The organism is Halovibrio sp. HP20-59 (assembly GCF_033052795.2).
Classification (GTDB): domain Bacteria; phylum Pseudomonadota; class Gammaproteobacteria; order Pseudomonadales; family Halomonadaceae; genus Vreelandella.
This window is the reverse complement of sequence record NZ_JAWJUW020000027.1, coordinates 18,596-35,708: the sequence shown is the minus strand read 5'-3', so window position 1 is coordinate 35,708 and position 17,113 is coordinate 18,596. Positions and strand designations below refer to the sequence as shown.

Here is a 17,113-nt window from a genome sequence, read left to right as displayed (position 1 = left end):
GCGAAACTACGAAAGCATGGTGGCCTTAGCTTGTGGTTTTTTATGGCTGCCCATGTGAAACGTCAACAGGCCCTAGAGCATTGCACTCTTTTTTGTCTTAATCAGGACTACTCAAGGTAGCCCGTTGGCGTCCCTGGCAGGAGTCGAACCTGCGACCTGCCGCTTAGGAGGCGGCTGCTCTATCCTACTGAGCTACAGGGACTTAACGCGGTCTAAACGAGCGGGTGCGTAGTATAACGCGTCCGCTTAAGCAGGGCCAACCGGGTGGCGTCATTCATTCCTGGACTATATCCATCCCAGCAAACGCAGCGTAAAGACGCCCAGCGTAACGGTAATACTCGCCATCAGCGTGGTGATGGCGATGATATTGGCGGATAGGGCCACATTGCCGCCTATCGCTTTAACCATAACAAAGCTCGCTGCCGCGGTGGGGCTGGCAAAGAACAGAAACAACAAGCCTAACTGTGCGCCTGAAAAGCCCAGCAGCCAAGCTGCCAGCGTGGAAAGCACCGGCAGCACGACCATTTTCATCAAACTGGCGCCTAGTGCTACTTGGCTACTGTCGCGCATGCTCGACACGGAAAGCGTCGCGCCGATACAAATCAACGCCAGCGGTAGCGTTAGAGAGGCAAAGTAGTCCCCCGAGGTGATCAACCAACGGGGCAGCGGGATCGAAAACGCAGTAAACGGCAGCGCAACAAACACAGAGACGATCAGCGGGTTAGTGGCAACGTGTTTGAGTAGGCTGCGCCAATCGGTTGCCTGCCCAGGCTGGTAGAACGCCAGTATGACCACCGAGAGCGCGTTGTATACCACAATGACGACGCCTAACAGCAGGCTGCCCGCCGAAAGGCCATAGTTACCGTACATCCCCGCCGCTAACGCCAGCCCTACTATCCCACAATTGCCACGAAACGCACCCTGTACGTAAATGCCCCGGTCATCATGCGCTACTCGATAGTGCGCCCACGCCCAGCTCAGCAGAAACTGCCCCAGCGTCGCGGTGGCAAAAAACACCATGAGCGGGACATCCAATGCAACGCTTAAGTCGGCTTTTATCAAACTGAGGAAGATCAGTGTGGGGAGCGTGGCTCTAAATACCAGCGCTGAAGCGGTCGAGACAAAGGCGCTATCGATCCATTTCAAGCGCTTAAGACCCAGGCCTACAAACACCATCGCGAATACAGGCAGCGTGACATCCAGCGTGCGGGCAAACAGTTCAAGTAGGTTCACAGCGAAATCTCGGTCAGCCTGAGTTTAACAACAAGTTCAGCACTTACTTATATTCTCCTGCTCAGCGAGGTTTGTCGATCCCCCCGCCAACTGCTTAGCCGTATTGGCTAAACAGTTGGGCGCGCATAGATCCGTATAAAGAGCTGGCTTGGTTTAACCAGGTAGATCGAAGAATGTCGCCTGATCAGACTCAAGTGGCATATTTACCACGACGCCATTTCGGCCTTTATCTTTGGCTTCGTAACTGCCTGCATCGGCACGCCCGATCACGTCGACAATAGAGGAATCGTATTCACTAAACGTGGTAACGCCAATACTCAGGGTGACCATATACTCCTTGCCTTCGTGGGTCACCGAAATCTCACCCACCGCCTGACGCAAAGACTCCGCAATTTTCTTCGCCTGAGGCAAGGTACAACTTGGCAGCAGCACCCCAAACTCATCGCCGCCCTGCCGGGCCACATGGTCGCTACGGCGAACCTCCCAGGCGACTATTTGGGCGATACGCCGAAGCATTTCATCGCCTAGCGCGTGGCCACCTTCATCATTAATGGGCTTAAAGTGGTCTAAATCGAACAGTAAAAGCGCCGAAGGGGTGCTGGTTTTTTGAAAGTCAGCAAAGGCTTCTTCCAAACGGCGCTCAAAACCACGTCGATTTAACAGACCCGTCAGCGGGTCGTGTTCTGCTTCCCAGCGCTGTAGCGCCTCCTGCTGTCGGCGCTCGGTGATGTCTTTCACAACACCAACCAAACCTAACGTATACCCATCTTGCGAAAGCGTGACCACGCGGGCATGAACGTCCAACCATAGAAGCTCGTTATCGCTGCGCACGAACCGGAACTGACGCACAAAATCACTGCCGGTGCGCAAGCTGTGCTGCCACATATCTCGCGTCCCAGCGCGGTCGTCAACGTGGATTTGTCTTATCCATTCCTCCATCGGCACTTCAGCGGTAATTCCCAACATGGCCAACAGGGCTGGATTCATATAAGTGATATCGCCGTTAATATCCACGACGAACATCCCTTGGGGCGCCGCACTGAGTACCGAATCCAGAAAGGCCTCGCGCTCCTGCAGGTTGCCAAGCAATTGCTGTCGTTCTCCTTCCACCCGGTTAAAGGTAGACGCCACCTGCTGTAACTCTTGCATATTGGTCGCTAGGCTAACGTTTTCGCGGTAACCCAGACCCACTTCACCAATTTGCTTTTCTAAATGGCGAAGGGGAGAAAGCACTCGTCCCAGCATCCACCAGAGTAACGGCATCATCAAAAGCGCCAGCAATACCCATAGCCACCATAGCTGTTTAATAAAGTCCGCTAGTGGAAGCTGTGCTTGTTCAACGGGCAAAAAGAGACCGATAACCCAGCTGGCTGGCCAAACTTGCGCATAGGATTGCAGCGCTGTTTCGCCGCTTAAAATCTCGCCAACTCCGTCCCCTTGCCAGCCGTAAAGCGCCAAGTTTAACAACGGGTTAAACTCCTCGCTCGGCACGGGTGAATTTATTAACGAACGATTGGGATGATATAAAATCTTTCCTGATGCAGTCGCAACGGCGGCATAACCTCTCTCGCCCAAGCGCACCTTGGCTAAGCGGCTAAAGATTCCCCCTGAATCAAGGCTGACAACCCCACCAATAAAACCATTGAAATCGCCTTGTTGGTTAAATCTTGGGACGCTAACCAGCACTATCGGCATACCGCTCGCTCGTCCTACAAAAGGCTCGCTAACGTAAGGGCGCCGGGTACCACGCAGCATACGGAAATATTCAAGCTCAGCGGTTTCGAGTCCTACCCTACCCACAAGCGCTGGCCAGTCTGCAATAATGCGACCGTCTGGGTTACTCACCACAATCCCTTCAAACAAGGCTAGAAGGGGGTCATTGTTGCGCAGTTCATCACTAATCCAATCCGCGTCATCGGCGATACCAATAATTGTGTTTAAACGCTCCAAGGCTTGAAAACGCAACTCTATTTGCTGGGTAATTTCGTCCGCCAGCATGGTGGACTCGTAGCGCAGGTGAGACATATTGGTCTCATCCACCATCGTTTTACCTAGCTGCCACGCCATACCTAGCACTAACGTCACCACGACTAGCCAGGTCATAGCCAGCCCCAGCAGAAGCCGCCCTCGTAAAGAACGAAAGCCATATGACTGATTTAAAGGGCGAAAAAAACGCACCGAATTACCTTTTTTGGGGTGAGGTGATGTAGGCCATTAACTTTGATTAATAGTATTATGAGACACAACTAACCTAAGTTAACAAAAAAAGCAGCGTTCCGCGCGTTGGAAATACCAGCGAAACCTGGTTTTTATCTTCATTTCGAGCACACCCTAGCGTATCAGCACCCTACACAGCTGTGATAGCCAATGTCATTGTGTGTATGAAACGCTGAGGACGACATTAAGGTACTCCCAGCTGATTTTCCTTATAGAGAGCATGCCACCGAGCCGGATCATGGCAACAACACTCGGCGGTATAAGGCAAACGTAAAGCAAACGCTTGATGCACTAGGCGCGCTACTGTAATACTTTATTATTGTTATAGACCCAAGGATATAGGCATGGATTGTTTTAGCGACGCTGAAGGCTCAACACCTTCTTGGTACGTCATTCAATGCAAAGGAGGGGAATCCTTTCGGGCCGCCGACAACCTCACTAACCAAGGGTATGAGGTGTTTCACCCGGTGCTTAACGCCCAGCGTAAGCGTCAGGGCAAGCTAATCACTGTTGCAGAACCGCTATTTCCCTACTATCTGTTTATCCGCCTGGATCAAGTCGCCAGTGATTGGCGACCGATTCGCTCTACGCGTGGCGTATTGCGCCTGCTCACCTTCGGCAACAGGCCAGTCGCCGTTCCCGAGCCGTTGGTCGAAACGCTACGGGCCCAACCTCATCACGAAGAAGGTAGCCACACTTACTTCAGCACCGGAGAGAAGGTCACCATTAACGACGGCCCGTTCAAAGACCTCGAAGCTATTTTCACCCGCTGTAAGGGCGAAGAGCGCGCCATCGTTTTGCTCAATGTGCTTAATCGGCCACAGCACATTGAAGTACCGCTAGAGACGTTAAGCAAGTTGTAGCAGGGGGTAACAAGGTGGGTATCAGGTGAGAGCAAAGAGCAGCATAGGCCACCCGCCGCCGCGACGCGGATGGCGGCAATGCTTGCTGTTCTTTGGCATATGCTTACTCGCTTATAACTCATACCCCGCTTCGCGGGCGAGAAGCGTATTGGCTTTTAACCAGCCCTCAATGTTTCCGCAATCAAACGTGCGTCCGTTCATTCGGAAGGCTTGTACGGGTTGGCCTTCCTGCATCAATCGATCAATCGCATCGGTCAGCTGAATTTCATTCCCGGCTCCCGGCGGCTGATCACTTAACAGCTCCATCACCCGGTAAGGCAACACATAACGACCGATAACTGAAAGCCGTGAAGGCGCTTCCTCGGGCTTAGGCTTTTCAACAACACCGCGCATATCAGCGCTTTCGCCCGTCCTGGGCTCGCTTCCCCCGCAATCCACGATGCCGTAGCGGTGAACTTCCTCTTCCGGCACGGCTTCCACCATAATCTGAGCGGCGCTGCTCGCATCCCAGCGTGTCACCATGTCACCAAGATCACAGCTATCACTGTTCGCCTGGGGCTTCACCAGCACATCCGGCAGAATCACAGCGAAGGGTTCACCCTCACCCAGCAAATGGGCGGCGCAAAAAACCGCATGGCCTAAGCCTTGTGCATTAGGCTGGCGTACGCTGGTGATTTTAAGCCGTGGCGGCGCAATAGCGGAAAGGGTTTCCAATAGCGCATCTTTACCTTTGTTCGTCAACGATTCCTCAAGCTCTGCATGCGCATCGAAGTGGTCTTCAATCGCAGACTTACCCGAGCGAGTGACTAAGATAATTTCGTTGATCCCCGCTGCTAAGGCCTCTTCCACCACATGCTGAATCAGTGGCCGATCAACCACTGGCACCATTTCCTTTGGGATCGCCTTGCTGATGGGTAATAAGCGCGTCCCAAAACCCGCTACCGGAATAATCGCTTTGCGCACTTGCGTCATCACTGCTTCCTTCATTAAGTGATTCGTTAATTAATTAATGGCGCCGCCACTCACCTATTTTCTGCACCAGCTGCTCGGTGCTTGGGTCTTGCACCACCTCATACTCTAGAGGCTCCCCCGTCAGGGTTTGATAAAGGCTTGTGGCTAACTGTTTACCTAGCTCAACGCCCGGCTGGTCAAAGGGGTTAAGGTCCCAAAGTACCGACTGAACAAACACCTTGTGCTCGTAAAGCGCTAACAACGCCCCTATGCTCCAGGCGTCTAGCCGTTTTAAGAGTAATAACGAGTTGGGCTGATTGCCGCGATACCCTTGCGCCATGTACCCCCGCAGGGCCGTTGGAATAGCGTCATCGCCTAACGCAAACAACTGCGCCTGAGCCAAGCAATTCGCCAGCGTTAGCTGCTCTTGGGCAGCCATCAACGCCTGCACACTCTGGGTAGCGACCACTTCGCGCTCGGCGACCGCCACAAAATCAGCGCTTACCGTGTGCCCGCCTTGATGTAGTAATTGATAAAACGCATGCTGCGCGTTAGGCCCTACATCGCCCCAAATAATGGGACAGGTAGCATGTGTGACCGCCCGCCCATTCAAATACACGCTTTTACCGTTGGACTCCATTTCCAACTGCTGTAAATAGGCAGGCAGACTTCTCAGGCGACTGTCATAAGGCAGCATTACATGGGTGGGGATATTCAAGAATTGACAATTCCAAGCCCCCACTAGCTGATGGCAACAAACCTTAGGGACATCAAGCTCAAGCGATTCACTCAACCATGTTAAAGCCGTTTGAACATTGAATTGCGTATCGGCAGTCGTAAACGACTTAGACACCAATACTAATAGCGTTTTAGCCGGATCCAAGGACTCCATCAGCGGCAGTAGTTGGGCGCCATCCATACTGGAAACATAGTGAAGGTTAATGCGCGTATAGCTGGGGCGATCCGCCAACGCTTCACTGACCAATTGTGGACCTAGATCAGAGCCACCGACACCAATATGCACTACATCAGTGATTGACTGCCCGGTGGCCCCAAACCATTCACCCTGATGTAAACGCTCGACCATGGCGGCTAGGCGCAAGCGCTGCTGTTGGCAAAAGTAGCAGCCTCTTGCATACCATTGGGCGGCGTTACCGTCGTCGGCCAGCGCGCTGCCATGTGCAGTGCCGCTCGCTGTTCTGAAGGATTTACCACCGCACCAGCAAAAAGTGCATCGCGCTTTTTTTCCAACCCCGTGCTGCGCGCCCAATCGACTAATAATCCCAACGTTTCAGTCGTCAAGCGCTGCTTGCTAAAATCCACATGGAGAGTGCCGAACGTAAACGCTAGGGCCTTTGCACGGCGTGTCGCGGTGGCTGAGCAGCTGCCAAGCAAATCGCTTAACGGCTGCGCCTGCAAATGCTCGGCATGATTTATGAGCGCATTAATGGGCGTGTAAAGGCGGTGACTCACTGCTGTTAGCGACGTATTCATGCATTACCTTCCTGATGATGTCCAAGCAACAGCCGTTACCCTTTCAATACATCTGCTAACAGCTTTTGCGCGTTCTCAATCAACTCATCCAGATGCTTCGAGCCTTTAAAGCTTTCGGCATACACTTTGTAAAGCGACTCGGTACCACTGGGGCGGGCGGCAAACCAACCGTTTTCGGTGGTCACTTTAATGCCGCCAATCGTCGCGCCGTTTCCAGGGGCCGCCACTAGCACCGCCGTGATAGCCTCGCCCGCCAGGGTTTTCTCAGTCACGCTGTCAGCGCTTAGGTGTTTAAATGCCGCTTTTTCGGCGGATGAACAAGGCGTATCAACACGCTTGTAGAAAGGCTCGCCAAAGCGCTCCGTTAGCGTGCGGTAATACTCGCTGGGTGGTTTGCCGGTCACCGCCATGATTTCCGCTGCCAACAAACAAAGCACAATGCCGTCTTTATCGGTGGACCACGCTTTTCCATCCCGAGTCAGCAGGCTTGCGCCAGCGCTCTCTTCACCACCAAAAGCCAACCAACCTTCGTGCAGGCCATCGACAAACCACTTAAACCCCACGGGGACTTCATAAAGCTCGCGCTCATGGAACGCCACTACGCGGTCAATCATCGAAGACGACACCAGCGTCTTGCCAATCTTGAGCGTTTCGGCCCATTCAGGGCGGTGGGTAATCAAATAATCGACACACACAGCTAAAAAATGATTGGGGTTCATCAACCCGTTAGCATCCACAATGCCGTGGCGATCCGCATCGGGGTCGTTGCCAAACGCGATGTCGAAGCGGTCTTTGATCTTGAGTAAGTTGGCCATTGCCGCCGGGCTAGAACAGTCCATTCTGATTTTGCCGTCGTGATCAGGCGGCATAAAAGCAAATTCTGGATCCACTGTGGTGTTCACTACGTCAAGATTCAAACCAAAGTGCGCGGCCACTGCCTGCCACACCGGCAGCGCTGTGCCCCCCATGGGGTCAACGCCCAGCGTTAGATTCGCTTGCTGAATAACGCTCATATCAACCACATCCGCTAACTTGGCGACATAGTGCGCGGTGAAGTCGTACTCTTGAGCGTGGGCGATCGCCTCTTCGACCGATACCGTGGGGATATCCTGCAACTGGCGCAACAGGTAAGCATTGGCACGCAGCTCAATCCAACTCGTAGCGTCGGTATCTGCTGGGCCGCCGTGATGGGGGTTGTATTTAATACCGCCATCTTCAGGGGGGTTATGCGACGGCGTAATAATTAAGCCATCGGCTAGCGCCGGGTTAGCCTGATCTTGAGAACGATTGTGGGTCAAAATCGCGTTGCTAACCAAGGGGGTAGCAGTGTAGCCGTGTGCTTTTTCAACAAACACAGGCACCTTATTAGCGGCTAGCACCTGCAACGCACACTCCCAGGCCGGGCGCGAAAGCGCGTGAGTATCAAACCCTAAAAACAGCGGTCCTTGGTAATTTGACTTCACACGGTAATCGACCACTGCCTGTGTAATCGCCAGAATATGCAACGCATTGAACGTGCAATTAAGCGAACGCCCCCGATGCCCCGAGGTACCAAACGTCACACGCTCAGCTTGGTTAGCAGCGTCTGGTTGTTTCTCAAAAAATGCTTTAATAATGGCATCCATTCCTTTTTTCCTCGCACAATAGCACTGATGATCGTTTAACTAGGGAGCCTCTGCTTAACGTAATGAGCGAAGGCCAGACAAGGCAAAAATCAACGAAAAAGCGGAGTTTACGGTTGTAAATGAGCATTTTGATCGAACTCGCGCACGAGGCGATTTTTAACGCCGTATGGTCGAGCGCAATAGTTAATCAGAGGTTTCCTAGCGTAGGGCTACGATAGCAGCTTAACTGCTGCTGTGTTCGTCACTCCACCGTGACACTCTTAGCCAGGTTACGCGGTTTATCCACATCGGTGCCTTTCACCAACGCCACGTGGTAAGCAAGCAACTGCAGCGCCACTACATGCAACACGGGAGAAAGCAGCCCATTGGTTTTCAAATCGGCGTTTTTAGAACCGATGTTTTTAGAAACAGTATTTTTAGAATGAATGGGATCAGGCAGTTGCAATACATGCACATTTTCAGAGGGCTTTACCGTACTGCCACCATCGGCAAACACATAAAGCTCACCGCCTCGAGCGCTGACTTCCTGCATGTTGGCTTTAAGCTTTTCCAACGTTTCATCGTTGGGGGCCACCACGACGACCGGCATTTCTGAATCAACTAACGCCAAGGGGCCATGCTTTAATTCACCCGCTGGGTAGGCTTCAGCGTGAATATAGGAGATTTCTTTAAGCTTCAGTGCGCCTTCCAGGGCAATCGGATAATGCCGCCCCCGGCCCAAAAACAGTGCGTGCTGTTTATCCGCAAAATAACCAGCCCACGCTTGAATACTGGGCTCTAACGCCAGTACTTTTTCGACGGCGACGGGTAAGTGGCGTAACTCGTCTAAATAGGCTTTTTCAGCAGACTCATCCAACCGTTGATTCGCCTTGGCCAGCAATAAGGTGAGCAGGAAAAGCGCACTTAACTGGGTGGTAAACGCTTTCGTCGACGCCACGCCTATTTCCGGCCCGGCGCGAGTAATAAAGCGCAGCGCGGTTTCACGCACAATGGCCGATTCGGGCACGTTGCAAATCGCCAACGTATAATGATGCCCCAGCGCCTTGGCATGATGCAGCGCAGCCAGCGTGTCTGCGGTTTCACCGGATTGGGAAATAGCCACCACTAGCTGGTTAGGGTTGGGCACACTTTGGCGGTAGCGGTATTCACTGGCGATTTCGACGTTACAGGCAATACCCGCTACTTGCTCGATCCAGTACTTGGCGGTCATGCCTGCATAGCTGGAGGTACCGCAGGCAATAATCAGGACCGAATCTATCTGCTGAAAGATATCGGCCGCCTCGGCACCAAAAATCCCCGGTTGTAGCTGCCCTGCCCCGCTAATCATCTCAAGGGTATTGCTAAGCGCCTGGGGCTGCTCGAAGATTTCTTTCTGCATGTAATGGCTGTAATCCCCCAGCTCTACCGCGTTAGCATTCAAGCTAGAGGTAATCACTTTACGCTGGGCAGGCTGGCCTAGCCGATCAATCAAACTGATCGATTCACGGGTCAACCGAGCGATATCGCCGTTTTCCAAGTACATCATTTGCTTGGTCACAGACAGCAGCGCGGAGGCATCTGAGGCAGCGTAGTGGCCATCATCGGCAATGCCCAGCATGAGCGGTGAGCCTTCGCGAGCAACCACCAAACAGTCAGGCTCTTCTTCACTGATGACCGCTAAGGCAAAGGCCCCTTTTAAATGCGCCACGGCACACTGTACGGCGGAAAGCAGGTTTTCTGCTGGTTCGCCAATATGGCCTCTAAAGCAGGCTTGAATCAGGTGGGCGATCGTTTCGGTGTCAGTATCAGAGGTAAAGGCATAGCCAAAGCCCTGCAGCTTTTCACGCAAAGCTTCGTAGTTTTCGATAATGCCGTTGTGGACTACCGCCAAACCGCCGGAGATATGCGGGTGAGCATTATGCTCAGCAGGGACGCCGTGTGTCGCCCAGCGGGTGTGAGCAATGCCCACATTGCCGCTCATGCCTTCTTGCGCGACTTTCAAAGCCAGCTCAGCCACGCGCCCTTTAGAGCGGGCACGCTGCAAGCCGTTAACCCCCTCGCTGGGTAATAGCGCCAAACCCGCCGAATCGTAGCCGCGGTACTCTAGAGTTGCTAACCCATCAAGTAGAAAGGGAATGCTATCATTTGCGCTAGCCGCGCCGACGATGCCACACATAATATACCCACCGGTAGCGTTAGGTTAATATTTAATTCTCAATGTATAGTATTGTAACTTTCAAAGCCAGACGTGCATCAATTTTAGGCTAAGAAGCGCTGCTTTAATGCCCCCACACCACAAAATAAGGGTTGAGCTTTTCGCTGGGATTGGCGTAGCTGAGCGGAGTGCCTTCCAGGGTTTCTACTCGGCCGCCTGCTTCAAGCACTACCGCATGGGCGGCGCCGGTATCCCACAAGCATGTTGGCCCTAAACGCGGATAGGCATCGGCAAAACCTTCGGCAATGATGCACAGCTTTAATGAACTGCCCATGGGCAGCATGGTGTGTTCACCCAGCCGCTCCAACCACGCGGCTAAATCAGGGCTGGGGTGCGAACGGCTACCCACTACGCGCCACGACACGCCTGGTTTGGGCTTACCTGATACAGAAATAGCCTTACGTTCACCGTTAGCCTCAATCTTAAACGCACCCAGTCCTTGCGCGGCCACATAGCCCACCTCAAGCGCGGGTGCGGTCACCACGCCTAGCACCGGCTTGCCGTTCTCAATCAGGGCAATATTGACGGTGAACTCGCCGTTGCGCTTGATAAACTCTTTGGTGCCATCCAAGGGGTCGACTAACCAATAACGGCCCTCGGCATCGGTCCCGGCAAAGCCCTCGATGTCCTCTTCAGAGAGGATGGGGATGTCGAGCGGCAGCGCCTTTAAACCGCGCACAATTACATTGTGCGCGGCCTTATCGGCTTCGGTTAACGGGCTTTTATCGTCTTTTTCTTCCACGCTGAACTCGCGGGCGTAAACGCTCATAATGGCGTCACCGGCTTCGCGGGCAATGCCCTCAACGGCGTCCAACAGGGCTTGATTAATCACAGTCATCGTTTAATCCCTAGCAAAAAAACTGCCAAGAAGGAGCCAGTTTCGCCACTTCTTGACAGTGAGTACATTAAAATCAGCTGATCATTCCACGTTCACGCAGGGCGGCAATTACCGCGTCGGCCGCCTCTTCCGCGCTCATTTCAGATGTTTTCAAGTGCACATCCGGCGTCTCTGGGGCTTCGTAGGCAGAATCAATCCCGGTAAAGTTTTTAAGCTCTCCACGGCGGGCCTTTTTGTAGAGCCCTTTGGGGTCCCGCGCTTCAACAACGTCTAGCGGTGCATCGACAAAAATCTCGATAAACTCGCCCGCTTCCAGCAGATCCCGCGCTAGTTGGCGCTCGCTACGGAACGGCGAGATAAACGCCGACATCACGATCAGCCCGGCATCCACCATCAGCTTGGCGGTTTCCGCCACGCGGCGAACGTTTTCAACGCGGTCAGCATCGGTAAAGCCTAAATCACGGTTCAAGCCGTGGCGTACGTTATCGCCATCCAGCAGGTAGGTATGCTGACCGTGAGCGAAGAGTTTTTTCTCTACCAGGTTAGCAATGGTCGATTTACCCGCCCCGGAAAGCCCGGTGAACCAAAGCACGGCGGGCTTCTGGCTTTTAGCTAAGGCACGGGCCTGCTTATCGATATCCACATGCTGCATATGGATATTCTGACTACGCCTTAAAGCGAAGTGCAGCATGCCTGCACCCACCGTGTTGTTGGTCATCCGGTCGATCAGGATAAAGCCGCCGGTATCGTGGTTGTCTTGGTAAGCATCAAAGGCAACGGCACGGTTAAGGCTCAGGGTACAAACACCAATCCCGTTCAGATCAAGCTGCTTGCTCGCCATATGTTCCAGCGTGTTCACATTGACCTGATACTTGATATCCGTCACGGTCGCCGACACCGTTTGGGTACCCAGCTTCAACAAGTAAGGGCGGCCCGGTAACAGCGCCGCTTCGTGCATCCAGACCAAAGTGGCTTCAAACTGGTCGGCGGTGCGGGCCGGCTGGTCCACACCGGAAATCACATCGCCACGGGAGATATCAATTTCATCTTCCAACAGCAGCGTAATCGACTGCCCGGCAACGGCCTCTTCCAGGTCACCATCCAGGGTATAAATACGCGAGACAGTGCTGCTTTTGCCAGAAGGCTGAACGCGGATTTTGTCACCGGGGCGTACCACGCCGCTGGCCACCATGCCGGTAAAGCCGCGAAAATCCAGGTTAGGGCGATTGACCCACTGCACGGGCATACGGAAAGGCGAGCGCTGTAGATGCTCGGCGTCTAGCTCAACCGTCTCCAGGTAACCCAACAGCGTGGTGCCGCGGTACCACGGCATTTTGGCGCTCTGTTCAATGACGTTGTCGCCTTTCAGCGCCGACATGGGAATGAAGGTGATGTTCTCCAGCCCCAGCTGCTTGGCAAACGCGCGGTATTCCTCAACAATCTGATCAAAACGCGCTTTCGAGTAGTCGACCAAATCCATCTTATTAATGGCAACCACCACGTGACGCATACCCATTAGCGACATCAAAAAGCTATGGCGGCGGGTTTGCGTCAAAATGCCGTAGCGCGCATCGACCATCAAAATGGCCGCGTCGGCAGTGGAGGCCCCCGTGACCATATTGCGGGTGTACTGCTCGTGCCCTGGGGTATCCGCCACGATGAACTTGCGCTTCTCAGTGGAGAAGAACCGGTAGGCCACATCAATGGTGATGCCCTGTTCGCGTTCAGCCGCCAGGCCATCTACCAGCAGGGCAAAATCCATCTCGCCGCCCTGGGTGCCGTACTTTTTCGAGTCCGCTTCAATGGCCGCCAGTTGATCTTCAAACAGCAGCTTAGACTCAAATAATAAGCGACCAATGAGGGTACTTTTGCCGTCGTCGACGCTGCCGCAGGTAATAAAGCGCAGCAGGCCTTTGTGCTCATGGGCTTTCAGATAGCCTTCGATATCGCCAGCAATCAGCTCAGATGAGTGAGACATTAAAAATACCCCTCTTGCTTTTTCTTCTCCATGGAGGCCGCACTGTCGCTATCAATCACCCGGCCCTGGCGTTCCGATGTTTTGGTCAGCAGCATTTCTTGAATAATGGCAGGCAAGGTATCCGCTTCTGACTCAACCGCGCCGGTGAGTGGGTAACACCCCAGGGTGCGAAAGCGTACCTTGCGCATCATGGGTACTTCACCCGGCTCTAATGGCATGCGCTCGTCATCGACCATAATCAGCGCGCCATCGCGCTCCACCACTGGCCGCTCGGCGGCGTAGTAAAGCGGTACGATGGGGATGTTCTGCAGGTAGATGTACTGCCAGATATCCAGCTCGGTCCAGTTGGAGATCGGAAACACGCGAATCGACTCTTTGCCGTTCTTGCGGGTGTTATACAGCTTCCATAGTTCAGGGCGCTGGTTTTTAGGGTCCCAACGATGCTGGGCGGTGCGGAACGAGAAAATACGTTCCTTGGCGCGTGATTTCTCCTCATCCCGCCTGGCACCACCAAAGGCCGCATCAAAGCCATACTTGTCCAGCGCCTGCTTCAAGCTTTCGGTTTTCATAATGTCGGTATGAATGGCCGAGCCGTGGGTAAAGGGGTTGATATCTTTCTCGACACCTTCCGGGTTGATATGCACCAGCAGGTCCATACCAAGCTCATCGGCCATATTGTCGCGGAACTCGTACATGGCGCGGAACTTCCAGCGCGTATCGACGTGCAACAGCGGGAAAGGCGGGGGCGAAGGTGCAAAGGCTTTGCGGGCGAGGTGCAGCATGACCGCCGAGTCTTTACCAACGGAATACAGCATGACCGGGTTTTCAGTTTCCGCGACCACTTCGCGCATGATCTGAATGCTTTCCGCTTCCAGCCGCTGCAAATGGGTAAGTGATGTCATCATCTGTCCCAACGTTAGGTGAAAAGTTTGCTATCGCGTGTTAAGAAAACCGAGTGCTAGGAAGCCAAGCCAATATCGGCAGGTACCGGCACTAACCAAAACATCGATTGTTGCGCCAGCCATGCCGATATTTCCGAGCTGGCCGACAACCAAGCCCCATGAAACACCAAAGCGACTGGCCCCTTGCCACTGAGCGCACGCATAGCGGCCAGATAGTCATCTGCCACGGGCGGGCGCTTAAAACAACGCATCCACAGTCGGCCACGCGGGCCATGCAAATAGAGCTGGTAAACGGGCGCGTCTGGGTGCGCGATTCGCCGCACGCCGCCCTGCCAACGCTGGTCGGCCTCCAACCTTGCAAACAACGGCGCAACAGACTGGCGATACCACCGGCCCCGCTGCGAACGCTGTTTGGCCAGCGCGCTTAATGGCCACGGTTCATGCTTCAACCCTTCGTTTTCCCACCAGTGCTCAACGGCGCGCTGTGTGACTTCCACTCCATGCTCATCAAGTAACTGCGCCGCCAATGCAGCGCTACTCCAGCCTGGCTGTTCAGCAGGGGGCTGGGCATAAAGCATTTGCCATAGCCGCTGCTGACTGGGGGCATCGAGTACATTGGCCTGCCCTTTCAACCGCCCACGTGGGCGCACCGGCACTGCCGCCCAGCCCCCAGCGCGAAACGCTTTCCAGGCAGCCGAGACCGTAGGCGCGGAAAGCCCGGTTTGCTGGCTGGTTGAAGCGACTGTCAGGCCATCCAAACGCAGCTTCACGGCCTGCATACGCCGCTCATTGAGCTTTTCAGGCGATAAATGTTTAATGCTCAAAATTAAATATAACCTACTGTTTTTAAATGAATTTAATTAAAAATCAACACCAAAAAAACGTAAGCATTAGACACCATCATAAAAGCCTGCGTAAAATCCAGCAAGCGAGCTGTGTGTTTAATTTTACTCAAGGACCTTTTATGACCGCCTGGGCCGTTCTGTTTTCAATTGCTGTTTTATTAGCCCTATTAATTAGCGGGCGCGTAAAGCCCGCCATTGCCTTTGTCACCTTGGCGGGTATTTTTTTGCTGGCGGGGCTGGTGGATACCGCCACCTTGCTGGCTCAATACACCAATCCGGCGCTTGCGACACTGCTGCTCTTACTGATGGTATCGCTGGCGCTTGAACGCTCACCCCTGCTGGGCTGGTTATCGCAGCATTTATTAAAAGGCCACCCACGGCTTGCCACAGCACGCTTAATGGGCAGCACGGCGGTGCTTTCCGCCTTTTTGAATAACACCGCCGTGGTGGCCGCCTTTTTAGGCGCTATTTCACGCCAGCAGCGTATCGCGCCTTCGCGGCTGTTAATCCCGCTGTCTTACGCTTCCATCTTGGGCGGCATTACCACGCTGGTGGGCACGTCCACTAACCTGGTGGTGAACTCGTTTCATTTAAGCGCCAGCGGCAGTGAGCTGGGCATGTTTCAGTTCAGCTGGGTGGGCATTCCGGTGGCACTAATCACCCTGTGCATGCTGATGTGGCGCGCTAACGCCCTGCCCTTTCACGCGCTTGAAAACACCCATGAAAAGCTCGCCTACTTTCTGGCAGCCGACCTGGAACCCAGCTCCCCTATGGTCGGAAAAAGCATCGAAGAGAACGGACTGCGCAGCCTGGACGGGCTTTATTTGCTGGAGATAGAACGCCATGGGCGGCTGATTAGCCCGGTAGCGCCGGATGAGCAGCTACACGCCAATGATACGCTGGTGTTCACCGGCGAAGTGGGCAAGGTACAGGCGCTTCAGCGCTTTCCAGGGCTTCAACTATTTGGCCATCAGGCCGACAACCTGCTCGCAACCAACTTGGTTGAGGTAGTGATTTCCCATGAGTCCGAACTTTCAGGGAAAACGTTGCAAAACGTAGATTTTCGCAGCATGTTCAGTGCAGGCGTGGTCGGTATAAGGCGGGGGGAGAAACGCCTGGAGGGGCAATTAGGAAAAATACCGCTACGTGTGGGGGATTGCCTGCTGCTGGCAGTAAGCGCTGACTTTCGCCAGCACCGCAACCTGGACCGCAACTTTCACTTATTGAGCGGCAGTTTTACCCGGCCGCACCTGAGCCACAAAGAAAGCCTATTCACCGTAGGCGGTTTTGCTACGGTGATCACCCTGGCTACCGCTAATCTGCTGCCACTGTTCCACGGGCTATTGCTATTGCTGGGCGGGCTACTGCTGATAAAAGTGATCAGCCTGGCGGAACTGCGCCGCCGCTTCCCGTTTGAGCTATGGCTGATTATCGGTTCGGCGTTAGCGATTGCCCAAGCGCTGGAAAACTCAGGCGCGGCGGGGTTATTAGCCACCGGCATGCAAAGCTTATTCAGTGGCTATGGCATCTATGCCGCCTTTATTGGCTGCTACCTGCTGACGCTGCTACTCACGGAAACGGTGACTAACAATGCCGCCGCCGCGCTGGCCTTTCCTATCGCTTGGAGCACCGCCCTCGCCTTTGGTGCCGACCCGCTTCCCTTTGTCATGGCCGTGGCCTACGGCGCCAGTGCCTGCTTTTTAATCCCGTTTGGCTACCAAACCCACCTAATGGTGTATTCACCCGGCCGCTACCGTATCACGGACTTCTTGAAGATTGGCTTGCCGGTCAGTGCGACTTATTCGGCAGCGGTATTGGTGATTACGCCACTGGCGTTTCCGTTTTAAATAGCGTTAGAACGCTTGATGACTGGATGCACCCGTCAGGCGCTGCGCGCCATGCTTGGCGCACAGCCAAAAAAACCGGCCTCTAAAGAGGCCGGTTCTATGGGTTTTGCTAAACAGCTTACCCTT

Annotated in this window: 13 protein-coding genes and 1 tRNA gene; 2 read left to right on the top strand and 12 right to left on the bottom strand. The window is 54.0% G+C overall.

The window, feature by feature from the left end; translation table 11 throughout:
- Positions 1–125: 125 nt before the first annotated feature.
- The 3 genes from RZA33_RS18460 to RZA33_RS18450 form a co-directional block, all read right to left on the bottom strand.
- Positions 126–202: transfer RNA gene (locus tag RZA33_RS18460), tRNA-Arg, on the bottom strand.
- A gap of 83 nt (positions 203–285) precedes the next feature.
- Positions 286–1,233: an AEC family transporter gene (locus RZA33_RS18455; protein WP_317509181.1), complete on the bottom strand. Its 948-nt coding sequence runs from the start codon at positions 1,231–1,233 to the stop codon at positions 286–288.
- A 153-nt stretch (positions 1,234–1,386) separates the two neighbouring features.
- The gene (locus tag RZA33_RS18450; protein WP_317509180.1) at positions 1,387–3,336 is read right to left on the bottom strand and encodes a diguanylate cyclase; all 1,950 of its coding nucleotides are present in this window, start codon (positions 3,334–3,336) and stop codon (positions 1,387–1,389) included.
- A 458-nt stretch (positions 3,337–3,794) separates the two neighbouring features.
- Here RZA33_RS18450 and rfaH point away from each other — a divergent pair, with 458 nt between their 5' ends.
- On the top strand, positions 3,795–4,313 hold the full coding sequence (rfaH, locus tag RZA33_RS18445) for a transcription/translation regulatory transformer protein RfaH (protein ID WP_317509179.1): 519 nt from the start codon (positions 3,795–3,797) through the stop codon (positions 4,311–4,313).
- Positions 4,314–4,424: 111 nt separating this feature from the next.
- Here rfaH and RZA33_RS18440 read toward each other — a convergent pair whose 3' ends face one another.
- The 9 genes from RZA33_RS18440 to RZA33_RS18400 all read right to left on the bottom strand — a co-directional run bounded on the left by RZA33_RS18440 (position 4,425) and on the right by RZA33_RS18400 (position 15,074).
- Positions 4,425–5,285 (bottom strand): UTP--glucose-1-phosphate uridylyltransferase, encoded by an 861-nt coding sequence (locus tag RZA33_RS18440; RefSeq protein WP_317509178.1) that lies wholly within the window; start codon positions 5,283–5,285, stop codon positions 4,425–4,427.
- 34 nt (positions 5,286–5,319) lie between these two features.
- Complete coding sequence (locus tag RZA33_RS18435) at positions 5,320–6,366, bottom strand: hypothetical protein (protein ID WP_317509177.1); 1,047 nt, start codon at positions 6,364–6,366, stop codon at positions 5,320–5,322.
- Positions 6,357–6,758, bottom strand: a complete 402-nt coding sequence (locus tag RZA33_RS18430) for a hypothetical protein (RefSeq protein WP_317509176.1) — start codon at positions 6,756–6,758, stop codon at positions 6,357–6,359. Before RZA33_RS18430 ends, RZA33_RS18435 begins: the two co-directional genes overlap by 10 nt.
- A 35-nt stretch (positions 6,759–6,793) precedes the next feature.
- Entirely contained in the window at positions 6,794–8,383 is a 1,590-nt protein-coding gene (gene pgm, locus RZA33_RS18425; RefSeq protein WP_317509175.1) for a phosphoglucomutase (alpha-D-glucose-1,6-bisphosphate-dependent), read from the bottom strand.
- Positions 8,384–8,624: 241 nt separating this feature from the next.
- On the bottom strand, positions 8,625–10,538 hold the full coding sequence (gene glmS / locus RZA33_RS18420; RefSeq protein ID WP_317509174.1) for a glutamine--fructose-6-phosphate transaminase (isomerizing): 1,914 nt from the start codon (positions 10,536–10,538) through the stop codon (positions 8,625–8,627).
- A 103-nt stretch (positions 10,539–10,641) separates the two neighbouring features.
- Positions 10,642–11,415, bottom strand: coding sequence for a 3'(2'),5'-bisphosphate nucleotidase CysQ (cysQ, locus tag RZA33_RS18415; protein ID WP_317509173.1), 774 nt, complete (start codon positions 11,413–11,415; stop codon positions 10,642–10,644).
- Between the two features lie 73 nt (positions 11,416–11,488).
- Positions 11,489–13,393 (bottom strand): sulfate adenylyltransferase subunit CysN, encoded by a 1,905-nt coding sequence (gene cysN / locus RZA33_RS18410; RefSeq protein WP_317509172.1) that lies wholly within the window; start codon positions 13,391–13,393, stop codon positions 11,489–11,491.
- The gene (gene cysD / locus RZA33_RS18405) at positions 13,393–14,295 is read right to left on the bottom strand and encodes a sulfate adenylyltransferase subunit CysD (RefSeq protein ID WP_317509185.1); all 903 of its coding nucleotides are present in this window, start codon (positions 14,293–14,295) and stop codon (positions 13,393–13,395) included. The genes cysN and cysD overlap by 1 nt, the downstream gene beginning before the upstream one ends.
- A 56-nt stretch (positions 14,296–14,351) precedes the next feature.
- Positions 14,352–15,074: a hypothetical protein gene (locus tag RZA33_RS18400; RefSeq protein ID WP_317509171.1), complete on the bottom strand. Its 723-nt coding sequence runs from the start codon at positions 15,072–15,074 to the stop codon at positions 14,352–14,354.
- A gap of 185 nt (positions 15,075–15,259) precedes the next feature.
- On the opposite strand from RZA33_RS18400, the gene RZA33_RS18395 reads away from it, so the two are divergent.
- Positions 15,260–16,987, top strand: a complete 1,728-nt coding sequence (locus RZA33_RS18395) for an SLC13 family permease (protein WP_317509170.1) — start codon at positions 15,260–15,262, stop codon at positions 16,985–16,987.
- Positions 16,988–17,113: the final 126 nt, after the last annotated feature.

Bases quoted from the DNA above. Each gene is read 5' to 3' on its own strand.
- RZA33_RS18450 (WP_317509180.1), bottom strand. From the start codon at position 3,336: ATGACCTGGCTAGTCGTGGTGACGTTAGTGCTAGGTATGGCGTGGCAG.
- rfaH (WP_317509179.1), top strand. From the start codon at position 3,795: ATGGATTGTTTTAGCGACGCTGAAGGCTCAACACCTTCTTGGTACGTC.
- RZA33_RS18440 (WP_317509178.1), bottom strand. From the start codon at position 5,285: ATGACGCAAGTGCGCAAAGCGATTATTCCGGTAGCGGGTTTTGGGACG.
- RZA33_RS18430 (WP_317509176.1), bottom strand. From the start codon at position 6,758: ATGAATACGTCGCTAACAGCAGTGAGTCACCGCCTTTACACGCCCATT.
- pgm (WP_317509175.1), bottom strand. From the start codon at position 8,383: ATGGATGCCATTATTAAAGCATTTTTTGAGAAACAACCAGACGCTGCT.
- glmS (WP_317509174.1), bottom strand. From the start codon at position 10,538: ATGTGTGGCATCGTCGGCGCGGCTAGCGCAAATGATAGCATTCCCTTT.
- cysQ (WP_317509173.1), bottom strand. From the start codon at position 11,415: ATGACTGTGATTAATCAAGCCCTGTTGGACGCCGTTGAGGGCATTGCC.
- cysN (WP_317509172.1), bottom strand. From the start codon at position 13,393: ATGTCTCACTCATCTGAGCTGATTGCTGGCGATATCGAAGGCTATCTG.
- cysD (WP_317509185.1), bottom strand. From the start codon at position 14,295: ATGACATCACTTACCCATTTGCAGCGGCTGGAAGCGGAAAGCATTCAG.
- RZA33_RS18400 (WP_317509171.1), bottom strand. From the start codon at position 15,074: ATGCAGGCCGTGAAGCTGCGTTTGGATGGCCTGACAGTCGCTTCAACC.
- RZA33_RS18395 (WP_317509170.1), top strand. From the start codon at position 15,260: ATGACCGCCTGGGCCGTTCTGTTTTCAATTGCTGTTTTATTAGCCCTA.